18 protein-coding genes are annotated in these 19,774 nt (G+C 70.2%); 4 read left to right on the forward strand and 14 right to left on the reverse strand.

Annotated elements, in window-relative coordinates:
• Window positions 1-41: 41 nt before the first annotated feature.
• Window positions 42-2,189: a hydantoinase/oxoprolinase family protein gene (locus ABZ664_RS14550; protein WP_362508476.1), complete on the reverse strand. Its 2,148-nt coding sequence runs from the start codon at window positions 2,187-2,189 to the stop codon at window positions 42-44.
• 209 nt (window positions 2,190-2,398) lie between these two features.
• Window positions 2,399-2,845: a hypothetical protein gene (locus ABZ664_RS14555; protein WP_362508479.1), complete on the reverse strand. Its 447-nt coding sequence runs from the start codon at window positions 2,843-2,845 to the stop codon at window positions 2,399-2,401.
• Between the two features lie 344 nt (window positions 2,846-3,189).
• Between ABZ664_RS14555 and ABZ664_RS14560 the strand changes: the two genes are divergently transcribed.
• Together ABZ664_RS14560 and ABZ664_RS14565 are read left to right on the forward strand one after the other, a co-directional pair.
• Window positions 3,190-3,828 (forward strand): SRPBCC family protein, encoded by a 639-nt coding sequence (locus ABZ664_RS14560; RefSeq protein WP_362508482.1) that lies wholly within the window; start codon window positions 3,190-3,192, stop codon window positions 3,826-3,828.
• Between the two features lie 285 nt (window positions 3,829-4,113).
• Window positions 4,114-4,746 carry a thymidine kinase gene (locus ABZ664_RS14565; protein WP_362508485.1) on the forward strand — a complete coding sequence of 211 codons (633 nt, stop codon included), beginning with the start codon at window positions 4,114-4,116 and terminating at the stop codon, window positions 4,744-4,746.
• A 37-nt stretch (window positions 4,747-4,783) separates the two neighbouring features.
• Here the strand turns inward: ABZ664_RS14565 and ABZ664_RS14570 are convergent, their stop codons facing one another.
• The 3 genes from ABZ664_RS14570 to ABZ664_RS14580 all read right to left on the reverse strand — a co-directional run bounded on the left by ABZ664_RS14570 (window position 4,784) and on the right by ABZ664_RS14580 (window position 8,032).
• On the reverse strand, window positions 4,784-5,482 hold the full coding sequence (locus ABZ664_RS14570) for a DsbA family oxidoreductase (RefSeq protein ID WP_362508488.1): 699 nt from the start codon (window positions 5,480-5,482) through the stop codon (window positions 4,784-4,786).
• A 373-nt stretch (window positions 5,483-5,855) separates the two neighbouring features.
• Window positions 5,856-6,308: an ATP-binding protein gene (locus ABZ664_RS14575; protein ID WP_362508491.1), complete on the reverse strand. Its 453-nt coding sequence runs from the start codon at window positions 6,306-6,308 to the stop codon at window positions 5,856-5,858.
• Window positions 6,309-6,712: 404 nt separating this feature from the next.
• Window positions 6,713-8,032 (reverse strand): LysR substrate-binding domain-containing protein, encoded by a 1,320-nt coding sequence (locus ABZ664_RS14580; RefSeq protein WP_362508494.1) that lies wholly within the window; start codon window positions 8,030-8,032, stop codon window positions 6,713-6,715.
• Between ABZ664_RS14580 and ABZ664_RS14585 the strand changes: the two genes are divergently transcribed.
• Together ABZ664_RS14585 and ABZ664_RS14590 are read left to right on the forward strand one after the other, a co-directional pair.
• Entirely contained in the window at window positions 8,031-8,912 is an 882-nt protein-coding gene (locus tag ABZ664_RS14585) for a serine hydrolase (protein ID WP_362508496.1), read from the forward strand. The genes ABZ664_RS14580 and ABZ664_RS14585 overlap by 2 nt on opposite strands.
• Before the next feature lie 307 nt (window positions 8,913-9,219).
• Entirely contained in the window at window positions 9,220-10,185 is a 966-nt protein-coding gene (locus ABZ664_RS14590) for an MBL fold metallo-hydrolase (protein WP_362508499.1), read from the forward strand.
• An 8-nt stretch (window positions 10,186-10,193) separates the two neighbouring features.
• On the opposite strand, the gene ABZ664_RS14595 is transcribed toward ABZ664_RS14590, so the two are convergent.
• The 9 genes from ABZ664_RS14595 to ABZ664_RS14635 all read right to left on the reverse strand — a co-directional run bounded on the left by ABZ664_RS14595 (window position 10,194) and on the right by ABZ664_RS14635 (window position 19,615).
• On the reverse strand, window positions 10,194-11,093 hold the full coding sequence (locus ABZ664_RS14595; protein WP_362508502.1) for a hypothetical protein: 900 nt from the start codon (window positions 11,091-11,093) through the stop codon (window positions 10,194-10,196).
• A gap of 25 nt (window positions 11,094-11,118) precedes the next feature.
• Window positions 11,119-11,451, reverse strand: a complete 333-nt coding sequence (gene mnhG / locus ABZ664_RS14600) for a monovalent cation/H(+) antiporter subunit G (protein ID WP_362508505.1) — start codon at window positions 11,449-11,451, stop codon at window positions 11,119-11,121.
• Window positions 11,448-11,708, reverse strand: a complete 261-nt coding sequence (locus ABZ664_RS14605) for a monovalent cation/H+ antiporter complex subunit F (protein ID WP_362508508.1) — start codon at window positions 11,706-11,708, stop codon at window positions 11,448-11,450. The genes mnhG and ABZ664_RS14605 overlap by 4 nt, the downstream gene beginning before the upstream one ends.
• The gene (locus ABZ664_RS14610; RefSeq protein WP_362508511.1) at window positions 11,705-12,265 is read right to left on the reverse strand and encodes a Na+/H+ antiporter subunit E; all 561 of its coding nucleotides are present in this window, start codon (window positions 12,263-12,265) and stop codon (window positions 11,705-11,707) included. The genes ABZ664_RS14605 and ABZ664_RS14610 overlap by 4 nt, the downstream gene beginning before the upstream one ends.
• Window positions 12,262-13,869 carry a Na+/H+ antiporter subunit D gene (locus ABZ664_RS14615; RefSeq protein WP_362508514.1) on the reverse strand — a complete coding sequence of 536 codons (1,608 nt, stop codon included), beginning with the start codon at window positions 13,867-13,869 and terminating at the stop codon, window positions 12,262-12,264. Before ABZ664_RS14615 ends, ABZ664_RS14610 begins: the two co-directional genes overlap by 4 nt.
• Window positions 13,869-14,690 (reverse strand): Na(+)/H(+) antiporter subunit C, encoded by an 822-nt coding sequence (locus tag ABZ664_RS14620; RefSeq protein ID WP_362508517.1) that lies wholly within the window; start codon window positions 14,688-14,690, stop codon window positions 13,869-13,871. Before ABZ664_RS14620 ends, ABZ664_RS14615 begins: the two co-directional genes overlap by 1 nt.
• The gene (locus ABZ664_RS14625; RefSeq protein WP_362508520.1) at window positions 14,687-17,479 is read right to left on the reverse strand and encodes a Na+/H+ antiporter subunit A; all 2,793 of its coding nucleotides are present in this window, start codon (window positions 17,477-17,479) and stop codon (window positions 14,687-14,689) included. Before ABZ664_RS14625 ends, ABZ664_RS14620 begins: the two co-directional genes overlap by 4 nt.
• 209 nt (window positions 17,480-17,688) lie before the next feature.
• Entirely contained in the window at window positions 17,689-18,405 is a 717-nt protein-coding gene (locus tag ABZ664_RS14630; RefSeq protein ID WP_362508523.1) for a carbon monoxide dehydrogenase subunit G, read from the reverse strand.
• A gap of 223 nt (window positions 18,406-18,628) precedes the next feature.
• A complete protein-coding gene (locus tag ABZ664_RS14635) occupies window positions 18,629-19,615 on the reverse strand; it encodes an acyl-CoA desaturase (RefSeq protein WP_362509225.1) in 987 nt (328 codons plus the stop codon).
• Between the last annotated feature and the right edge of the window lie 159 nt (window positions 19,616-19,774).

Here is a 19,774-nt window from a genome sequence, read left to right on the forward strand (position 1 = left end):
TCACCGCTCCTCGCTCGTCCGCGATCGTCGGCCGATCCGCGTCATGCACGGCGTACCTCCAGGTTTCCGAACTCGTCCATGGTCGCGGTGAAGCCGGGGTGGAGCGGCAGGGTGGAGCCGTACTCCTCGATCACCGCCGGGCCGGTGATCCTCGCTCCTGCGGTCAGGTCGCGGCGGCGGTGGATGGGTGCGGTGCCCCACTCGTCGTAGAAGACCTCGCGGGAGGCCGTGGGCTCGGGGTGCGGGTCGCCGTGGGGCCTGCGTCCGATGGAGGGCCGGGTGATCGGGCCGATGCCGGAGACGCGGAGGTTGACCCACTCGACGCCGTGCCGGGGGTCGTCGCGGTAGCCGTACCCGTAGAGCTTGCGGTGCTCGGTGTGGAAGCGTTCCAGCACCTCGGCCCGCCATGCCTCGTCGAGCGGTCCTGCGGGGGCGGGCACCCTCACCTCGTAGGCCTGGCCGTTGTAGCGCAGGTCGGCGCTGCGCGCGTAGACGTGCGCGTCTGCGGCGAAGCCCTCGCGGTCCAGGGCGGAGGCGGCCTGTCCCTCCAGGTCGCCGAAGATCTCCTCGGCGTCCTTCGGGGAGAGGTCGCGGGTGACGAAGGTGCGCACGTAGTCGTTCTTGACGTCCACGGTGAGCAGCCCGAAGGCCGAGACGTTGCCCGGGTCCGGCGGGACGATCACCGATGGCAGGCCGAGGATGTCGATCAACCGGCAGACCAGCAGCGGTCCCGAGCCGCCGAAGGCGACCATGGGGAAGTCGCGCACGTCCAGGCCGCGTTTGACGGTGATCTGGCGGATGGCGTTCGACTGGTTGAACGCGCTGATCTCCAGGATGCCCGCCGCTGTCCGTTCCGGGGTCAGGCCGATCTTGCCCGCGAGCGCCTCGATGCCCTCGCGGGCGGCGTCGGCGTCGAGCGGGATCTCCCCGCCGAGCAGGTGCGCCGGGACCCGGCCAAGGAAGACGTGCGCGTCGGTGACGGTGACCTCGGTGCCGCCCCGGCCGTAGCAGAGCGGGCCCGGGTCGGCTCCGGCCGATCTGGGGCCGACCTTGAGCGTGCCCTCGGGTGAGATCCACGCGACGGAGCCGCCGCCCGCGCCGACGGTCACGATGTCGATCATCGGGATCTTGCAGGGGTAGCGGCCGATGCTGCCCTCGGTGGTCAGGGAGGGTTCCCCGTCGACGACCACCGCGACGTCGGTCGAGGTGCCGCCGCCGTCCAGGGTGATCACCGAGGGGTGCCCGGCGGTGGCGGCGATGAGGGCGGCGCCGAGCGCGCCCGCGGCCGGTCCCGAGAGCACGGTGGTGATCGGCTGGTGCACGACCTCGGCCGCGGACAGCACGCCGCCGTTGCTCTTCATGACGGAGAACGGCATGCCGCTCCCCCTCTCCGCGCTCCCCTGCCGCGCGCTTCCCTTCTCCGGGATTCCCTGCTGCGCGCTCCCCTTTTCCGGGTTTCCCGTACGCGTGCTTCCCGCCGCCTCCAGGCGTTCGGCCAGGTTCGCGATGTAGCGGCGCATGGTCGGTTTGACCGCCGCGTCGACGAGGGTGGTGACCGACCGCTCGTACTCGCGGTACTCGCGCAGCACGTCGCACGAGAGCGAGACGACGGCGTCCGGGTGCTCCCTTCCGAGCGCCTCTCGCATGCGCAGTTCGTGGGCGGGGTTGGCGTACGAGTGCAGGAAGCAGACGCCGATCGCGGTGATGCCGCGGTCGCGGAACCAGCGGGCCGCCGCGACGGCCTGCTCCTCGTCGAAGGGCCGCACCTCCGCTCCGGTGTGGTCCAGCCGTCCACCGACGGTCCTGACCCGGTGCACCGGAACGATGCGGGGTGGTTTCACCCAGAAATAGGAGTTGCCGTAGCCGTCCGGCACGCTTTGGCGGGCGATCTCCAGGATGAACTCGAAGCCCTCGGTGGTGACGAAGCCGAGGTCGGCGATGCGGTCTTCGAGGAGCTGGTTCGTGGCGACCGTGGTGCCGTGCACGACGGCCGAGACGGCCTCCATCGTCACGTCCTCGGCGCCGGCCGCCTTACGCAGGACTTTTCGCACCCCCTCCATGAACCCGTCGGCCGGGTTGGCCGGGGTGGAGGGAGTCTTGGTGGTGGTGATCTCACCGGTCTGTTCGTCCACCGCTACCACGTCGGTGAACGTGCCTCCGGTGTCGACCCCGATACGGACGCTGCGCATGCCCCCGTGTCTACCCAGTCCCGGCGAGTCCACAAATCGGCGGACACTGCCGAAGCTGTGGCCGTTCCTTGTGCAGTGTTGGCGGCAGGTGGCGTGGCAGGTGGCCTCGCCGGAGACGCTCCCACCCGGGAGGCGGCCTCACCGAGGACGACGCCCCCGTCCCGGAGACGGCCTCGCCGTCACGGGCCGGGAGGTCGGGGGGTGGGACTCTAGCGGCGGCGGGGACCCATGGTGGTGTTGATCACCGCGTCGGCGTCGTGCGCGTGGATCTTGGCGGCGAGGCGGATCGCCATCTCGTTCGTACGGCGCAGTTCGGCCTCGACCCGGTCCTTGCCGGACTGGCCGACCTGCACGCCGAAGTAGGCGCCGATGATGGCGCCCGAGACGCCGACGAGCCCGGCGAACGGCGCGGCGGTGTCGCCGGCGCGCAGCGCGATCACCACGAAGCCGATCAGGATGACCAGGAGTCCCACGATGACGACGTAGAACCCGTACCGCCAGCGGGCCGCCTCGGCCTGGGCGGCGACGGCCTCGTCCTCGGTCATCATCGCCGCGAGGGCCGTGGGTATCTCGGCGGTTTCCGCGCTGGAGGGGCCTGAGGTCACGACGGCCGGGGTCTTGCCGTGGGGCGGAGCGGAGTTGTTGGTGGTCGTCACAGATTCTCCCACTTTTCGATAGACCAAAAGGAATCTCCCATGGTTTTCGCCGTCAAGCCAAGTCAGACCATGTCAGGTCTTGTCAGGTCTTGTCGGGGCTTAGTAGGGGCTTGGTCGGGGCGTGTCGGTCGGGGACTCCCACCCCTACCAGGACATCGTCTCCCCAAACGTCCTCATACGCCGCACGGCTCACTGTCGCCCGGAGATCGCCCTCTTTTCTGACGGATGTAAGAAAACGAGCCATCCATGAAACATCGCGATCACGATCCGCCGGCGGTGTACTAAACCGTGATCAGACGAGATACAAGAGATCTACTACTCTCGCCTGGCTCTCAGAGGTATCTGTGACGAAGCTCCTCCGGCTCCTCGTGGCCCCGCTGTCCGCCGTCGTCCTTCTCACCACCGTGTTCTCGGCCCCCGCCCGCGCCGACACCGACCCCGTTCTCGCCGCCCAGTGGCAGATCGCGTGGAACACCTACAGGTTCTACGAGTGCCTCACCGCTCCCCTCCCGATCACGGGGCGCGGCCAGGCCAAGCGCGACGTCTCCATTGAGATCGACGCGCCGGTGGAACACGTGTTCGACGCCTACTCGAACATCAACAACCACCTCGGCGCGCACTCGTTCCTGCAGCGGGTCGTCACCCACGCCGACTGGACCGACGCCGGGACGCGCTACGTCAACCTCACGGCCGTGGAGAACATCCCGGTCGCCGGACTGCCCGTCACCGTCAACACGCACGCGCAGCAGCGCGTTCACCGCGACGCCCTCTACTACGAGACCGACACCTGGACGCTGCCGAACGTCGTCACGCACCAGAAGATCGTCTTTCACGACCTGGGCGACGGGCGGACGCGCGTCACCGAGCATCTCACCTTCGAGGCGAGCGTCCTGCTCCTCGACTTCACCGTGACGAACGGCGTCTCCTCCCACCAGGCGACGCAGGCGGGCCTCAAGGCGGCGATCGAGAGCGGCGAGCTCTGACCCACCGGCCGGGGAGCTCACCGGACCCCGGAGGGCGAGCTCCCCTCGGCCGGTCCCGTCCCGCTCTTCTGCTCCCGTTCCCCGGGCTCGCCGGAGGTCTCTGCCCGGCGAGCCTGGAAACGGCCCGAAACGGGCTGAGAAACCGGAAACAGTCCGGGAAGTCAGGAAGCGGTCCCGCCGGACGAGACAGGAGGCGCCGCGCGCCCCGGCGGCAGGTGGGAGCGGCGAACCGATCATCAGGGGTGGAGATCGCGGAGCGTGGCCGGAGTACTAGGCTGGCCCCCCGTGACCGAATCGTCTGCCCTCTCCGCCGTTCCCGCCGGTTCCCGGGACGGAGTGCTGCGCTTCTACTTCGGGCCGATGGACTGCGGCAAGTCCACGCTGGCCCTGCAGATGAACTACAACCACGGCCGCCAGGGCAGGCGCGGGCTGGTGCTCACCAAGCACGACCGCTCGGGCGCCCCGCAGGTCACCAGCCGGATCGGCCTGGGCAGCGAGGCCGTCGAGGTCGTCGACGACCTCGACCTGGTAGCCCTGGTCCGCGCGCACGACCCCATCGACTACGTCATCTGCGACGAGGCGTGCTTCTACACGGTCGCCCAGATCGAGCAGCTCGCCGATCTCACCGACGACCACGGCGTCGACGTCTACGCCTTCGGCCTCGCCTCGGACTTCCGCTCGCAGATGTTCCCCGCCGCCCAGCGGCTGTTCGAACTGGCCGACGAGATCAACCGCCTGCAGGTCGAGGTCCTGTGCTGGTGCGGGCGCCCCGGGCGCCTGAACGCCCGGGTGGTCGGCGGCAGGATGGTCCGTACGGGTGAGCAGGTCGTCATCGGCGACACGGGTGCCGATCCGATCCGCTACCAGGTCCTGTGCCGCCGACACCACCGCTCCGGCGAGCTCGGCCTGCCCGGCTGACCTCTCCGCGGGGCAGGAGAACTCTCATCAAAACCCGTCAAACCGGGCAGTAGCCCTCGTCGTCGCAGGCGTCGCCACCCGCCGTCGCGGCCTTCACGGCCTTCGCGGCCGGGGACTGGCCGGTGCGCTCGGCGACCTCCTCGAGAGCCGCGAGCAGAGTGTCCTCCGGCTGGGCTCCGGAGACGGCGAACTGGCCCTCGAAAAGGAAGAGCGGCACCGAGCTGACACCGATCGCGCGAGCCTGGGCCAGCTCCTCCTTCACCGCCGCCACGCCGTCCTCCCCGTCCAGGTCGGCCTGTATGCCGATCTCCCCGGCCAGCCCGGCGAGAACCTCCCGGGAACCGATGTCGAGACCGTCGGTGAAGTGGGCGCGGAAGAGGGCGTAGAGCGCCTCCTCCCCCTTGCCCTGCTCTCCGGCGAGCTGGATGAGGCGGTGCGCGTCGAGGGTGTTGGCCTGGATCGCGTGATCGAAGTCCAGCACCAGCCCGTCCTCGGCGGCGACCCCGGACACTCTCGCGAACATCTGGGCGGCCTGTTCGGCCCCGCCGAACTTCGCCGCCGCCCAGGTTCGTGTGAGCTCGCCACTGGATTTCGCGTCCGGAGCGAGCTGGAACGGCCTGAACTCGATCTTCACCTCACCGCCCTTGGCCCGGTAGCGCTCCACGGCGCGGGCGAAGCGGGTGTGGCCGATGTAGCACCAGGGGCAGACAACGTCTGAATAAATTTCAACCTTCACACAACGCTGCAACCGGTACGGGGATCCGCTGATTCCTCCCGTCATCCTTGGGCACGGACACGCGCGCCGCGGGTCCGGTGGGATGAGGGGCGACGCCGGACGGGGTGTTCACGCCCGGCGGCGGGGTCAGTACGGCAGCAGCCTTCCCGACGGGGTCCGCAGGTCCAGCATGCCCTTGATGGGGCGTCGCGGTCGCCTGCGGATCCGGATCTGACGCATCGTTCGGGACTCCTTCGGGTGAATGCGCGGACATGGCCCGCTTTTCTCTTCGCGTACCGCCGTCCGAGCGGCGCGAGTCGTCCGTGTCGTTCATGGGGAGAGGATTTCCTCTCGTGTCGGGTGAGCCGAGTCCCCGAAAGCCCTCTTACCCCTCTCACGCCACTGAACCACCGGAACGCCTGTCGGCCAGTTCGAACCAGCTGACCTTCCCCGTGGGCGTGCGGTCGCTGCCCCACCGGTCGGAGAGCAGCTCCAGCAGCTGCAACCCGCGCCCTCCCTCGTCGTCCTCATGGGCGTCGCGCGGGACGGGCGGGGCGGGATTGGCGTCACCCACCTCGCAGCGCAGCGTTCCGTCCCGGTAGGAGATGGTGAGCCGGATCGGTCCCCACGCGTGGCGCAGCGCGTTGGTGACGAGCTCGCTGACGAGCAGCCGGGCGACCTCGCTCTGGCCGTCGATCCCCCACTGGGCCAGTCGGCCGCCGATCAGCCACCGGGCCCTGGGCACCGAGGCCGTGACGGGAAAGAGCGGCCAGGACGCCCTCTTGGGGCGGGGTCGAGGAAGCGGGACGGCGGCCACGAAGAGGGCGAGATGGATGAACAGTCTCATGCCGACCTCCCGAAAAGCCCTCGATGGACGGGAACGCTTCCGTCTCCCGGCGACAGCGCCCTGGCACGCACCCGCGCCTCCCGCCTCTCAGCGGCCCTCGGCGGTCCCTCGGCACGGCCGGTTCGTGGCGGACGGTTCCGACCGTAACCGGGAACCTCCGTCGTCGACCTCACTCACCCGTTCTATGACCCGTACATGGTGTGGGATCTTCCACCACACTCCCCGGCGAACGCACCGTTGATTTTGTCGCCATTTATGTATCAATTTATCCGTATTTACACCCACATGTATTGAGGGTCGACAGGGATACGGTCTTGTCCTGGTAGAGCATTCTTTGCGATGTGGGATTCTCCCCGCGCCGGGTAAAGCTCGTTCCCCCTCACGACCGGCCAGGGGCGAGGAAACTAGGGGGTGTATATGACGGACCAGGGGCGGGGCGTGGGCGACGGTGACGTCCCGGGCACCGCCCGTGGTGTCCCTGCGGCGTCCCGGGTGAGGACCTCGGCGGCCAGGGCGGCGAACCTGGCGGCGGCGGGGTGTGCCGACCGCTCCGGCCAGGCGACGCGGATCCCTCGCGTGAGGGGGTTACCGGCGAGAGGGCGCCAGACCAGACGGGGTTCCCTGCGGGCTATCGCCTCCTGCTCGAACGCCACCCCCTGCCCGGCCAGCACGAGCCCCAGCAGGAACTCCGGGTTGCGGGCGTGCCTGAGGCGTACGGGCGAGAACCCCCCGGCGCGGCAGACATCGAGCATCCGGTCGTACCACGCCGGGGAGGTCTCGCGAGGAAAGACGACGAGGTCGTGCCCGGCGAGGTCGGCCAGCGCGATCTCCCACGGCCGCCCCCTCGGCCGTCGCGACTCCGGCTGCGAACCCGGCCGTGGGTCCGGCTTGGAGCGCGCCTCGCTCCCGGCCTCCGGCCGGGAACCGAAGGCGGACCCAGGGTCCTGTTGTGGCCACGGGTCCTGCTCCGGCTCGGGTCGCGAGCCCGGCCGCGCCAGCACCAGGGGGGAGGTACGTGGCAGCACCACGCCCAGCGGGAGCTCCACGACGGGGCCGGACCGCAGACCGGGAATCTCGACGGGGTGGTGCACGAGACCCGCGTCGAGGCGGGCGGAGGCCAGGCCGCGCAGCTGTTCCGGAGTGGTGAGCTCGTGGAGTTCCAGGTGCAGTCCCGGTGCCTCCTCCCCGAGGAGCCCCAGCAGAGCGTGCAGCGTCACGGCCGGGATCTCCGGGGGCACCCCGACGCGCAGGGTTCCCAGCTCACCGTCGGCGGCCTGGCGCATCATCGTCCGCAGCCGCTCCTCACCGGCCAGGAACCGTCCGGCCTCCCCGACGAGAAGCCGTCCCGCCATCGTGAGCTCGATCTGCCGGCGCGAGCGGTCGAACAGCTCTGCGCCGAGCTCGCGCTCCAGCCTCTGGATCGACTGGCTGAGCGGAGGCTGCGCGATGCCCAGCACCTCCGCGGCACGGCCGAAGTGCAGTTCTTCCGCGACAACGAGGAAGTGCCGCAGATGCCGGGTGAGGTCCACGGCGTCACGATAGGCGATCGTCCACGGCCCTGCGCACCCGCGTCGCGTCGCAGGTGGGAACAGGCTTCCGGCGGCGGGCCCAGGCGGGCTCAGAACTCCGCTGGCAGGTCCCGGCAGGTTTCCCTGGGCGAGCACGGGCAGGACCCCGGCGGCGGGTCCGGACAGGGGCACGGGACTGGATAGCGTTGCGGGCATGTCGCCAGAGGAACGGATAGCGGAGATCTTCGCGGCCACGGGGGTCGAGGGGCACCTGCACGCGCTGGACATCGCCGAGGGCCGTGAGATCGCCGTACGCGCCGACGAGCAGGTCGTGATCGCCTCGATCTTCAAGGTGCTCCTCGTCCTGGAGTTCGCCCGTCAGGCGGCGGCAGGCCAGCTCGACCCCGCCGAGCGGGTTCTCGTGACGGCGGAGGACAGGCTCGGCGGGTGGGGCACCGCCGGATGCGCGGACGACGTGGAGATGTCACTGCGTGATCTCGTCCACTTCGCCGTGCAGGTGAGCGACAACACCGCCGCCGACCTGCTGATGCGGAGGATCGGCCTGGACACCGTGCGGATGCTCGCCGCGGAGCTGGGACTGGAGCGCACGCGCGTGATCGGCGGGCCCAGGCAGGTGCTGGAGTCGATGTTCGCGGACGTGGGGGCGCGGGACGACGCCGAGTTCGCGCGGATCTTCCCGACGCTGTCCCCCGAGCGGGTTCGGGCGCTGCGGGTCCTCGATCCCGATCGCACGACCTCCAGCACGGCGCGCGACGTGACCGGGCTGCTCGGACTGATCTGGCGCGACGAGGCGGGGCCGCCGGAGGCGTGCGCGGCCGTCCGCGACTACATGACACGGCAGATCTTCTGGACGCGGATCGCCTCGGGTTTCCCGCCGGGTACGCGGGTGGCGGCCAAGACGGGGACGCTGCCGAGCCTGCACATGGAGGCCGGGGTCGTCGAGTATCCCTCCGGTGAGAGCTACGCGGTGGCGGTCTTCGCCCGGAGCGGGGAGTTGCCGACCCGGCGTCTCGACGTCGACCTGGCGATCGGCCAGGCCGCGCGGACCGCCGTCGACGCGCTGCGAGCCGGGTGAGCCCTGCCCGCCGACGCGTCGACGGGCCCGTTGAGTCCCACCGGCACGAGTTCCGGCGACGCGCTGACGAGCCTGGCGACTCCCGCCGTCGACACACCGCGCTCAAGGCGGGTTCTGCCGGCCATGAGTCGCCGGCACCCCGTTTCATCTGCTCCGATACGTGTTCGCCTATGGGAGACGACGGTCGCGAATCTTGGACGCGGCCGGTGCGGCGATGGTTGGGTCCTCATCGGGCCGCACGCGGCCGACGGCCGTCCCCGGGATGCCTGGACGACGGCCGTATGTTCACACGCACCCAAGGGGAGACATGTCCCGATTTGATCGAAGAGGTTTCCTGCGTACCGCGACGGCGGGGGCCGCGCTGGTGCCGATGGCCGGAACCCTCCTGTCCCCGTCCCCCACCGGGGCCGCGACCCCGCGTCCGAGTGGGAGGAAGACCTCCGCGACGTTCCGCTGGCTCGGCACGTCGGGCTGGCGAGTGGATGTGGGATCGTCGACGCTCCTCGTCGACCCGTACGTGACACGGTTCGACACCGGCCTGGCGGCGGGTAAGTTCGATCCCGCCACATCGCTCAAGGTCGACACCGAGGCCGTCCGCAGGCACACGGGCACCCCGCAGGTCGTGCTGGTGACGCACGCGCACTGGGACCACTTCAACGACGTCCCGCACATCGCGACCTCGACCGGGGCACGGGTGGTCGGCACCGCCACCACCTGCAACCTGGCCCTGGCGTACGACGTGAAGGACAGCCTGCTCAGCCCGGTGAAGGGCGGAGAGGTCCTGGACTTCGGCGACTACGTCGTCGAGGTGGTGGCGTCGTTGCACAGCCGCAACGCCAACTACTCCATGCTCTTTCCCGGTGTCCGGCTGACCAGGCCGAAACGCAGGCCGAAGAACATCTCCGAGTTGCCCGAGGGCGACACCCTGGCGTTCCAGGTGACGGTCAAGGGCGGTCCTTCGGTTTTCTTCATGGGAGGCAGTGACTTCGTCGAGCGTAACCTCAGCGGTCTCGCCCCGGACGTCGCGATGATTCCCACCACCTCCTCGTCGTCCACGTACGACTACGTGCCGCGCCTCCTGAGGGCCCTGGACATGCCGCAGGTGGTCGTACCCGTGCACTGGGACAACTTCGAGGTGGCTCTGCGCAACCCGCCTCAGGCCGACGAGAAGTCGAGGAAGAGCCTCGCCGAGTTCGTCGCGGCGGTGCGCAGGGTGAGCCCCGGGACGAAGGTCGTGATCCCGGACTACCTGACACCGCACACCTTCGGCTGACGCCCGCGCTAGAGGGCGGAGGAGATCTCCTCCAGGCGGGCGGCCAGCTGCTCGGGCTCGCCGTCGACCAGGGCGGACACCCCGCGCCACCAGGCGAACCACTCGCCGCTGCGCCACATCCAGTCGATCCGCTCGATGGAGGCGATGACGTCGCCCCTGTCGCGCCACACCTCACCGGCCTGCTCGGCGGAGGCGCCGTGGCGCAGTGCCCAGGTGTGCAGGGTCGCGGCGGCCTCGGCGTCGACCGGCCGCTCGTACGGGTCGGGGTGCTCGTCCAGCCGGTGGGGGCCGAGCCCGGCGGCGACGCCCCAGCTCCACTGGGCCTCGGCGGGGCGGGAGTAGCGCAGGGAGTCGAAGTCGAGGTTGGAGCCGAGCTCGTCGTCGGGGCGGCGCAGGACCACCGCGTCGAGACGGCCGCCGGCGTCGAAGGAGACCACGACCCGCTGGCCGGGGTGCGCGTCCTTGGGCAGCTCGACCCGGTCCTCGGCCTGCCAGGAGTTGAGGTCGGTGACGGCGGCCGGACGGCCCCAGGCCTCGTCGGCCGCGTCGTCGGCGATCCAGGCGGCGAGCATCTCCAGGACGGTCAGGTCGGTCCACGGTTCGATCGCCGTGGAGGTCCTGAGCGCCTCGTCGGGCGCGGGCAGCTTGTCGCCGCGCTCCTGGTGCCACCACCGCTCGCCGAGCTCGCGGGTGCCGACCAGCAGGCCGGCGAGCGCGGCGAGTTCGGTGGACCTGCGGGTGAGGGGGGCGCCGCGCGCGAGCTCGACGGAACGCGCGACGCGGTCGGCGCCCAGCACCGACCTCGCCTCGCTCAGCAGCAGGGCGGCGTCCGGCCGCTCCTCACCCAGGAGATCACGGATCAGTCGTCTGGCCTCGGTCCTCGCGTCCTCCGCACGTGCATCACGCATACCGACACGGTACGCCGGGAGATCCTTAGGCGCGAGTGTCACCGTGCGGTACGGCCGTGCCGTCGTCCTGTGGCGACTCGGTGAGATGGGCGGTCCTTCCCACCACGTAGGCGGCGACCGCCGCCGTCACCACCTGGTAGACGGCGACCAGGAGGATGACACCGGCGATCTTCCAGCTGGGGTCGCGCAGCCACATGGCGAGCAGGATGAAGTGCAGGCCGAGCACCTGGGGTTTGGTCGCCGCGTGCATGCGCGCCAGGGTGCCGGGGAACCTGACCATGCCGACCCCCGCCGCGAACGCCAGCGTCGCCCCCAGCAGCAGGAAGACGGCCGCGGCCACGTCCATCGCGGCGCTCACCGGGCACGTCCCGAGAAGAACCTGGCCAGCGAGACCGAGCCGACGAATCCCAGCAGGGAGAGCACCAGCAGCACGGGCAGCACCGAGTACTCCCGGTAGACGGCCGCCCCCGCCCCGACCGCGCAGATGACGACGGCGGTGAGCACGTCAAGCGCGACGGCGCGGTCCAGCATCGTCGGGCCGCGCACCAGCCGGTAGAGCGTCATCGCCGCCGCGACGGCGAGCATCCCCAGAACGATCAGGTAAACCGTCGTCATCGCACCTCCTCCTGGTCCGCTCGGGTACCGAAGGCGGCCGCGATGCGCTTCTCCAGCCGGGTCACGTCATCCTGGGTGATCCGGCTGACCGTCTCCAGGTCGCCGGAGATGCCGAGCACGTGGAGCAGGAGCTTCTTCTCCTGGGTGTTCGCCTCCAGCACCAGGCTGCCCGGCAGCGCCGACAGCGCCACCGTCATCAGCACCACGATCGGCTCCGACGAGGTGCGCAACCTCACCTCGACGATCTGGATCGGCGGTGGTTTGCCCAGCCTCAGCGCCCAGAAGATCACTCGGGAGCTGGAGATCACCATGTCCCGCATGAAGCGGACGATGAACGACAGGATGTTGATGGGATGGAACCGGATGCCGGTGTCCTGGAGCGGCAGGGGTAGCAGCCACACGAGGAGCAGCCCGACCAGCAGGCCCCCGAGCACGTTGCCCACGCTCAGGTCGCCCCAGAGCATCAGCCAGATCAGCGTCAGCCAGAGCACCTGCGGCAGCGGCACGGGCCTGCCCAGCAGCTTCAGCACCGTGAACGCCGGACGGGACTCGCTCATCGCCCACCGCCGAGCACCGCGGAGATGTACGGTTCGCGGGCCAGGAGTTCCTCCGCGGCCCGCTCGGACAGGGCGTGCAGCGGACCGGCCAGGACGGTGAAGGACAGGGCGAGCGCCACCAGGGCGGCCGTGGAGGCGAACATGAGCTTCGGCAGGGTGACGGAGGTGACGATCGCCTCGTTCCCCTTCCCCTTCCCGTTCGTGACCGGCGCCCCCTTCGGGTCCTCTCCGTCACCGTTCTCCTGGGTCTCCAGCACGGTTCCACCCTCGGTGACCATTCCCTCGGGCGGCACCCGCCAGAACGCCTTGTTCCAGGTCGTGGCCACCGCGTACAGGGTGAGCAGGCTGGTGACCAGTCCCCCGGCGACCAGGGTCATCGCCATCGGGCTACCGTCGGCCACCCCGGCCTGGATCAGCCCGAGCTTGCCCAGGAAGCCTGATAACGGCGGGATGCCCGCCAGGTTCATCGCGGGCACGAAGAAGAGCACCGCGATGATGGGTGACAGTTTCGCCAGGCCGCCGAGTCTGTCCAGGGAGGTGGTGCCGGTGCGGCGTTCGATCATGCCGGTCACCAGGAACAGGCTCGTCTGCACGGTGATGTGGTGGGCCACGTAGAAGATGGCGCCCGCCATCCCCTGGGCGCTGAACAGGGCGACTCCGAACACCATGTAGCCGATGTGGCTGACCAGGGTGAAGGAGAGCATTCGTTTTATATCGCTCTGCGCCACCGCGCCGAGCACCCCGACGAGCATGGTCAGCAGCGCCGCCCACATCAGCAGGTTGCTCACCGGCCCCCAGGGGAAGAGCAGCGCCTCCAGGCGGATGATCGAGTAGACGCCGACCTTGGTGAGCAGGCCGGCGAAGAGCGCCGTCGCGGGAGCGGGCGCGGTCGGATACGAGTCGGGCAGCCACGCCGACATCGGGAAGATCGCGGCCTTCACCGCGAAGACCAGCAGGAGCATCAACTCGATCAGCAGCCTGACGTGGTCGGGCAGCACCGCGAACCGCTCGGCCAGCTGCGCCATCGACACGGTGCCCGTGGCGCCGTAGGTCACCGCGATCGCGACGAGGAAGAGCAGTGAGGAGGTGAGTCCCACCACCGTGTAGGTGGCGCCCGCCCGGATGCGGGACTCGGTCCCGCCGAAGGTGAGCAGCACGTACGAGCCGCCGAGCAGCATCTCGAACCCGACGAAGAGGTTGAACAGGTCACCGGAGAGGAAGGCGTCCGACACTCCCGCGACCATGATCAGGTAAGCCGGGTGGAAGATCGAGAGCGAGGCCTTGTAGTCCTGGTCCGCCCATGACTGGGAGAGCGAGTAGATCATCACGCAGAGCGTCACCGCGGAGGAGACCGCGAGCATCAGCGTGGAGAGCCGGTCGGCGACGAGCGCGATGCCGATCTGCGCGCTCCAGCCCCCGACATGGGCCACCAGCGGGCCGTCCTGGTCCGCCGCGAACATCAGGATCAGCGAGACGACCAGCACCACCGCGAGCGTGCCCACGCTGATGAGCGCCTGGAGCTTGCGCAGCCTGCTGCCGATGGCCAGCTTGAGGCCGACGGCGAGCAGTGGCAGCACCACGGGCACCGGGATGAGTGCCTCCATCAGTCCTCCTCCCCCTCGAGCTCGGGATCTTGCGCCCTGGCCTGTCGTGCCCGGTCCTCCCGGATCGCGGCGCGCATCTGCCGGCGGGCGTCGCGCTGGCGGACGCGGAGCCGCTTGCGGATCTCGCGCTCGCGCGCGGCCTGCTCGCGCTCTCTGCGGGCGAACTCGGCACGCACCTCACTGAGGCGTCTTTCCCGCTCCTCCTTGGAGAGGTCCTCGGCCTGCTGGGCCTCGGCGAACCGCTCGGCGAGCCGTTCCGCGGACAACTCGTCGTTCTTGTGCGCCTGCAGCCAGCGGCCCAGGTCGGCGTTGACGTCGAGGATCCGCTGCTCCAGCTCTTCCGCCTCCCTGCGCTCCCACTCGTTGTGCTCCTCCTCCAGCCGGGTCATCTCGGCGCGCTGCTCAAGGACGAGCTGCTGGTAGGCCGCCTGACGGTCGAGTACGGCCTGGCTCAGCTCGCCCCGCCTGGCACGCAGCCGCACCCGGCGGTCCTCGGTGTCGTCCTGCACCTCGTCGGCTCCGGTGAGCTGCCAGGACCTGTGGATCATGCCGAGCAGGAAGGCGGTGACGCCCAGCGTGATGACGATGGCGGTGAGCACCATGACCTGCGGCAGCGGGTCGGCCATCCGCTCCGGCTCCACCGTGCCCAGGATCGGCGGCGCTCCCGGCGGCCCGCCCACGGTGAGGATGAGCAGGTTCACTCCGTTGCTGAGCATGATGACGCCGGCGAGCAGCCGGACCAGGCTTCTCTCCAGCAGCAGCGTGACCCCCGCGGCCACGAGCACGGCGACCACCAGGAGCGGCACTACGGGCGCGGTCACCGGCTCTCCTCCTCGTCGATCTGCCGATCCAGCTCGGAGCCCAGGCTGCGCAGGATGTCCCGCACCATGCCGATCACCGTGATGTAGACGCCGATGTCGAACAGGAGCACCGTCGACAGGTGCAGCTTGCCGACCAGCGGGATGTACAGATCGGCGGCGAGCATGTCCAGCGCCCCGGCGCCCGCGACCAGCCCCACCAGCGCGGTGAGCGTGGACAGCAGGAGTCCCAGACCGATCAGCACCCCGGGGGCGGCCGGCACGGCGGCGGCCAGTTCGTGCCTGCCTCCGGCGAGATAGCGCAGGACCAGCGCGAGACCGGCCACGATGCCTCCGGCGAACCCGCCGCCCACCGCGCTGTGCCCGGTGAACAGCAGGAAGATCGAGACCAGCATCACGGTGTGGAAGGTCACCCGGGCGACGAACTCCAGGATCACCATCCGCTGTCCGGCGGGCTGGGTGTTCGCCAGCCAGTACGTCCTGGGCTTCTCCTCGTCGGCCCTCTTCTGCGGGGGCTGCGTCGCGTGCGCCCTGCTGCGCAGGAAGACCAGGCCGGTCATGCCGAGGGTGAGGACGACGAGGACGGAGCTCTCCCCCATGGTGTCCCAGGCTCTGATCTCGACGAGGAGCGCGCTCACGATGTTGGCGGCCCCGGCCTCCTGCGCCGCCTCGGCCATCAGTGTGCCGACCGGTATCGCCTGCCGCGCGTTCATCGCGAACATGCCGGCCCCCGCCACCACGAGACCGCTCACGATGCCGAGGGTGAGCCGCACGCCGAACGACAGCCGGCCCCGGTCCTCCCTCGGCCCGAGGGGAAGTCTCCGCAGCACCAGCACGAACACGACCAGGCTCAGCGTCTCGACGAGGAACTGGGTGAGCGCGAGGTCGGGCGCGCCGTGGACGAGGAAGAGCAGCGCCGTGCCGTACCCCGTCAGGCCGGCCAGCAGCACGAGCACGACGTGCGAGCGCATCCGGAGCGCGACGGCCGCCGCGGCGACGATGAGCACGCCGATGACGGGCTGCTCGATGCGGTCCCAGACCACCGTGTCCAGCCCGAGGTCGGATCCGGGGCCGTACGTCAGCGAGAAGACCCCCACCGCCGCCACCGAGACGAACGCGATCGTGAGGTAGTCGGGCAGCGAGCCGCGCTGGACGACGCCGGTCAGCTGCAGGGAGAAGCGTTCCAGCCCGCGGACCAGTGCCCAGTAGGACCGGCCGGAGTCGATCACGTGCAGGGACTCCCCGCCCCGCGCCACCGGTTCCCTGAACCGGAACAGGAGCGCTCCGCCCCCCAGCGCGAGGGCCGAGAGCAGCAGCGGCACCAGGGCGCCGCTCCACAGCGCGAGGTGGGTGCCGTGACCGGGCCCGGCGAAGGTGTCGGTGTAGCTCTCCATCGCCCCGCCGTACAGGGCGGCGAACGGGGCGGCGGCGAGGCCGAGCGCGGAGAGCAGCGCGGGCGGCACGAACTCCGCGGCGCCGAAGGAGCGCACGTCCACCGGCTCGACACCGGGCTTGGCGGCGAAGGCGCCCCACACGAAACGCGCGCTGTAGCCGGCGGTGAGCGCGGAGCCGAGGACGATCCCGGCGAGCACCGCCGTGTCGATGCCCCGCCCGGTCATCAGCGACTCGAAGGCCGCCTCCTTGCCGACGAACCCCAGGAACATCGGGATGCCGGCCATCGAGGCGGCGGCCCCGGTGCCGACCACGGCCAGCCAGGGCGCCGAGCGCCGCAGACCGCTCAGCTTGCGCAGGTCGCGGGTACCGGTGGAGTGGTCGATGACGCCGACGACCAGGAAGAGGGAGGCTTTGAACAAAGCGTGCGCGAGCAGCATCCCGACCCCGGCGATCGCGGCGTCGCGGGTGCCCACGCCGAACAGCACCGTCAGGAAACCCAGCTGGCTCACCGTGCCGTAGGCGAGCAGCTTCTTGAGGTCGTGCTCGCGCAGCGCCCGCCAGGCGCAGAACAGCATGGTGAGCAGGCCAAGGGGTACGGCGGTCCACCACCAGGCGGCGAGCCCTCCGAAGGCCGGGCCCAGGCGGGCGAGCAGGTAGACGCCCGCCTTCACCATCGCCGCGGCGTGCAGGTAGGCCGAGACCGGGGTCGGCGCGGCCATCGCGGCGGGCAGCCACATGCTGAACGGGAAGACCGCCGACTTCGACAGCGCGCCGATCAGGATCAGCACCACCGCCACCGCCGTCAGGCCGCCGGACGGCGGGCTCTGCACGATCTGCGAGATGCGGTACGTTCCCACCGCCTCGCCGAGTATGATCATGCCGCCCAGCATCGCGAGGCCGCCGGTGGTGGTGACGATCAGCGCCTGCATCGCGGCCCTGCGGCTGCTCCTGCTCGCGGGGTCGTGACCGATCATCAGGTAGGAGAAGACCGTGGTCAGCTCCCAGAACACGAACAGCAGCAGCAGGTCGTCCGCGACCACCAGCCCGAGCATCGCCCCGGCGAAGGCGACGAGCACCCCGGCGAACAGGCCAAGCCCCTCGCTGCCCGCGGAGAAGTAACGCGAGCAGTACAGCACGACCAGGGTGCCCACGCCGGTGACCAGGGCCATCATGAGCAGGGCGAGCGCGTCGACGCGGAAGGAGAGTCCCATGCCGAGGCCGGGCGCCCAGTCGTGGTGCGACTCGACGGGGATGCCGGTGAGGGCGATCCAGATCGTGTAGACGAATCCGCAGGCGGGTGGCGCGGCGAGCAGGAAGAACGCGTTCCTGCCGAAGCGGCGCACCAATGCCGGAGCGAGCATCGCCGCCACGGCGTGCAGGATCAGCAGCGGCTCCATGTTCCCCCGTGACCCGTCGTGGCAGACGTACGCCAGGATCCTAGAAGGCCCGACTTTGACAGGTCAAACTCGCGGACCGCCTGGCCGGGGAGCGCCCGCCCTCCACCGAATCATGATCAACTCCAGGAGCATTCCTGCTGGCAGGGCCATTCGCATCTCCGGCGGCGCGGGCGTAGGAAACGATCGCCCCGCTCCTGCTGTGAGCGACATCACCGCTTTCTGCCGCTACGGCCGAGCAGCCAGCCGATCACCGCGCTGCCGAGCGCGACGCCCGCGCCCATGCCGAACGCGGCCAGGAGCGACCAGGCGGGGACTCCGGACTTGGTCTCCCTGAGCGGGGCCGGGCGCTCGAAGACGTGCGCGGCTACGACCTGGCCTGCCCCGGCCGGCGATGCCGGCGTGGCGAGCGAGGGGGCTGCGGCGGGTGCGGCGAGCGAAGGCTCGCCGCCCGGCGCGATTTCGACGAGAGCATGGTCGGCGGGAACCCCTCCGGAGGCGAGATGGCTCTCCACCGCGGAGAAGAACTCCCCCGCGGTCTTCCTCGCGACGGAGCCGAGCATGCGCTGGCCGACGCCGCCGATCATGCCACCGATCACGGCCTCGGCGTCGTAGTCGATCCGGGTGCCGCCCTCGACCTCGCTGAGGCGGATCTCCACGGTGGCGTCCACGGTTCCCGGAGCGCCCTGGCCCCGGGCCCTGAGCACGAACCGTTCCGGCGCCTCGGGCTCAGACAGGGCGACCTCGCCCTGGTAGACGCCCTTGATGGAGGCCACCCCCGCGGTGACGGTCATCCGGTAGGTGTCCGGCCCCGTCTCCTCAAGGCGCTCGCACCCCGGGATCGTGCGTACGAGCACGGCCGGGTTCTGGAGCGCTGACCACACACGATCTCTGTCGATGCCGAGCACGGCACTGCCTTCGAGCTTCACACCAAGCACCATAGGCAATCGCCGGGCGGGCGGATAACAGCAACATCTGCCCGCCGCCGCGCCCCACCCTTGTCAGTGCTGTCCCAGCACCGGTGGACGCCGCCTCGGCGTCCCGGGCCGGCCCTTCGCGTCCACGGAACGCGGGGCCCTGCCCGGGACGGGCGGAACGCGAGCCGCCCGGCCGGCCGGCCGGGCGCGGACCAACCGGGCCGACCGAGCTGGACTAGCTGGGCACGGGACTCTTCGATCGCAGGGACTCGCCCACGTCGTGCAGGTGGCGCAGCGCCTGCGCGTACGAGCTGACGACGCCGGACTCCAGGTAGTCGACCCCCAGTTCCTCGCAGTACGCCCGGACGATCGGCTGGGCGCGGCGCAGGTTGGGCATCGGCATGCTCGGGAAGAGGTGGTGCTCGATCTGGTAGTTGAGCCCGCCGAGTACGACGTCGAGGACCACGCCGCCGCGCACGTTGCGCGAGGTCAGCACCTGGCGCCGGAGGAAGTCGAGCTTGTCCTCGCCCCTGAGCATCGGCATGCCCTTGTGGTTGGGGGCGAAGGTACAGCCCAGGTAGACGCCGAAGATCGCCTGGTGCAGGAGGAGGAAGACCACCGCCTTGGCGGGCGACAGCACCGCGAACAGCGCGCCCACGTACAGGACCGCGTGCACGACCAGCAGCGAGGCCTCCACGGCCCGGTTCTTCATCGTCGGGCGCGACAATGCCCGGACACTGGACACGTGGAGGTTGAACCCCTCGAACGTGAGCAGCGGGAAGAACAGGAACGCCTGCCAGCGGCCCAGGAACCTGGGCAACCCCTTGCTGACGGCGGCCTGCTCCGGTGACCAGAGCAGGAAGTCGGGGCTGACGTCGGGGTCGTGGTCCTCGTGGTTGGGATTGGCGTGGTGGCGGGTGTGCTTGTCCATCCACCAGCCGTAACTCATACCGATGGCGACGTTTCCTGCCACCAGCCCGGCGATCTGGCTGGAGCGGCGGGAGCGGAAGACCTGGCGGTGGGCCAGGTCATGGGCGACGAGCCCGATCTGGGCGAACACCACCGCGAGGAAGGCCGCCACCAGCAGCTGGTACCACGAGTCACCGAGGGCGAAGAAGGCGGCCCAGCCTCCGACGAAGGCCGCCGCGACCAGGCCGAGCCGTACGGTGTAGTAACCGGGGCGCCGGTCGAGCAGCCCGGCCTGGGCGATCCGGCGCGACAGGCGGGCGAAATCACTGCCTCGCTCCCCGTTTCCCGGGATGGCGGGAAGGTCCTCGTCATCGATCGCGGTTGAGTTGGGCACGGTTCTCCTCAGATGGGCCGGATCACTCGACATGACTGTGTCAGTAGGGAACGCCACAGATCGGCGTGTCCCAAACAA

Source organism: Streptosporangium sp. NPDC006930, from assembly GCF_040635605.1.
GTDB lineage: Bacteria > Actinomycetota > Actinomycetes > Streptosporangiales > Streptosporangiaceae > Streptosporangium.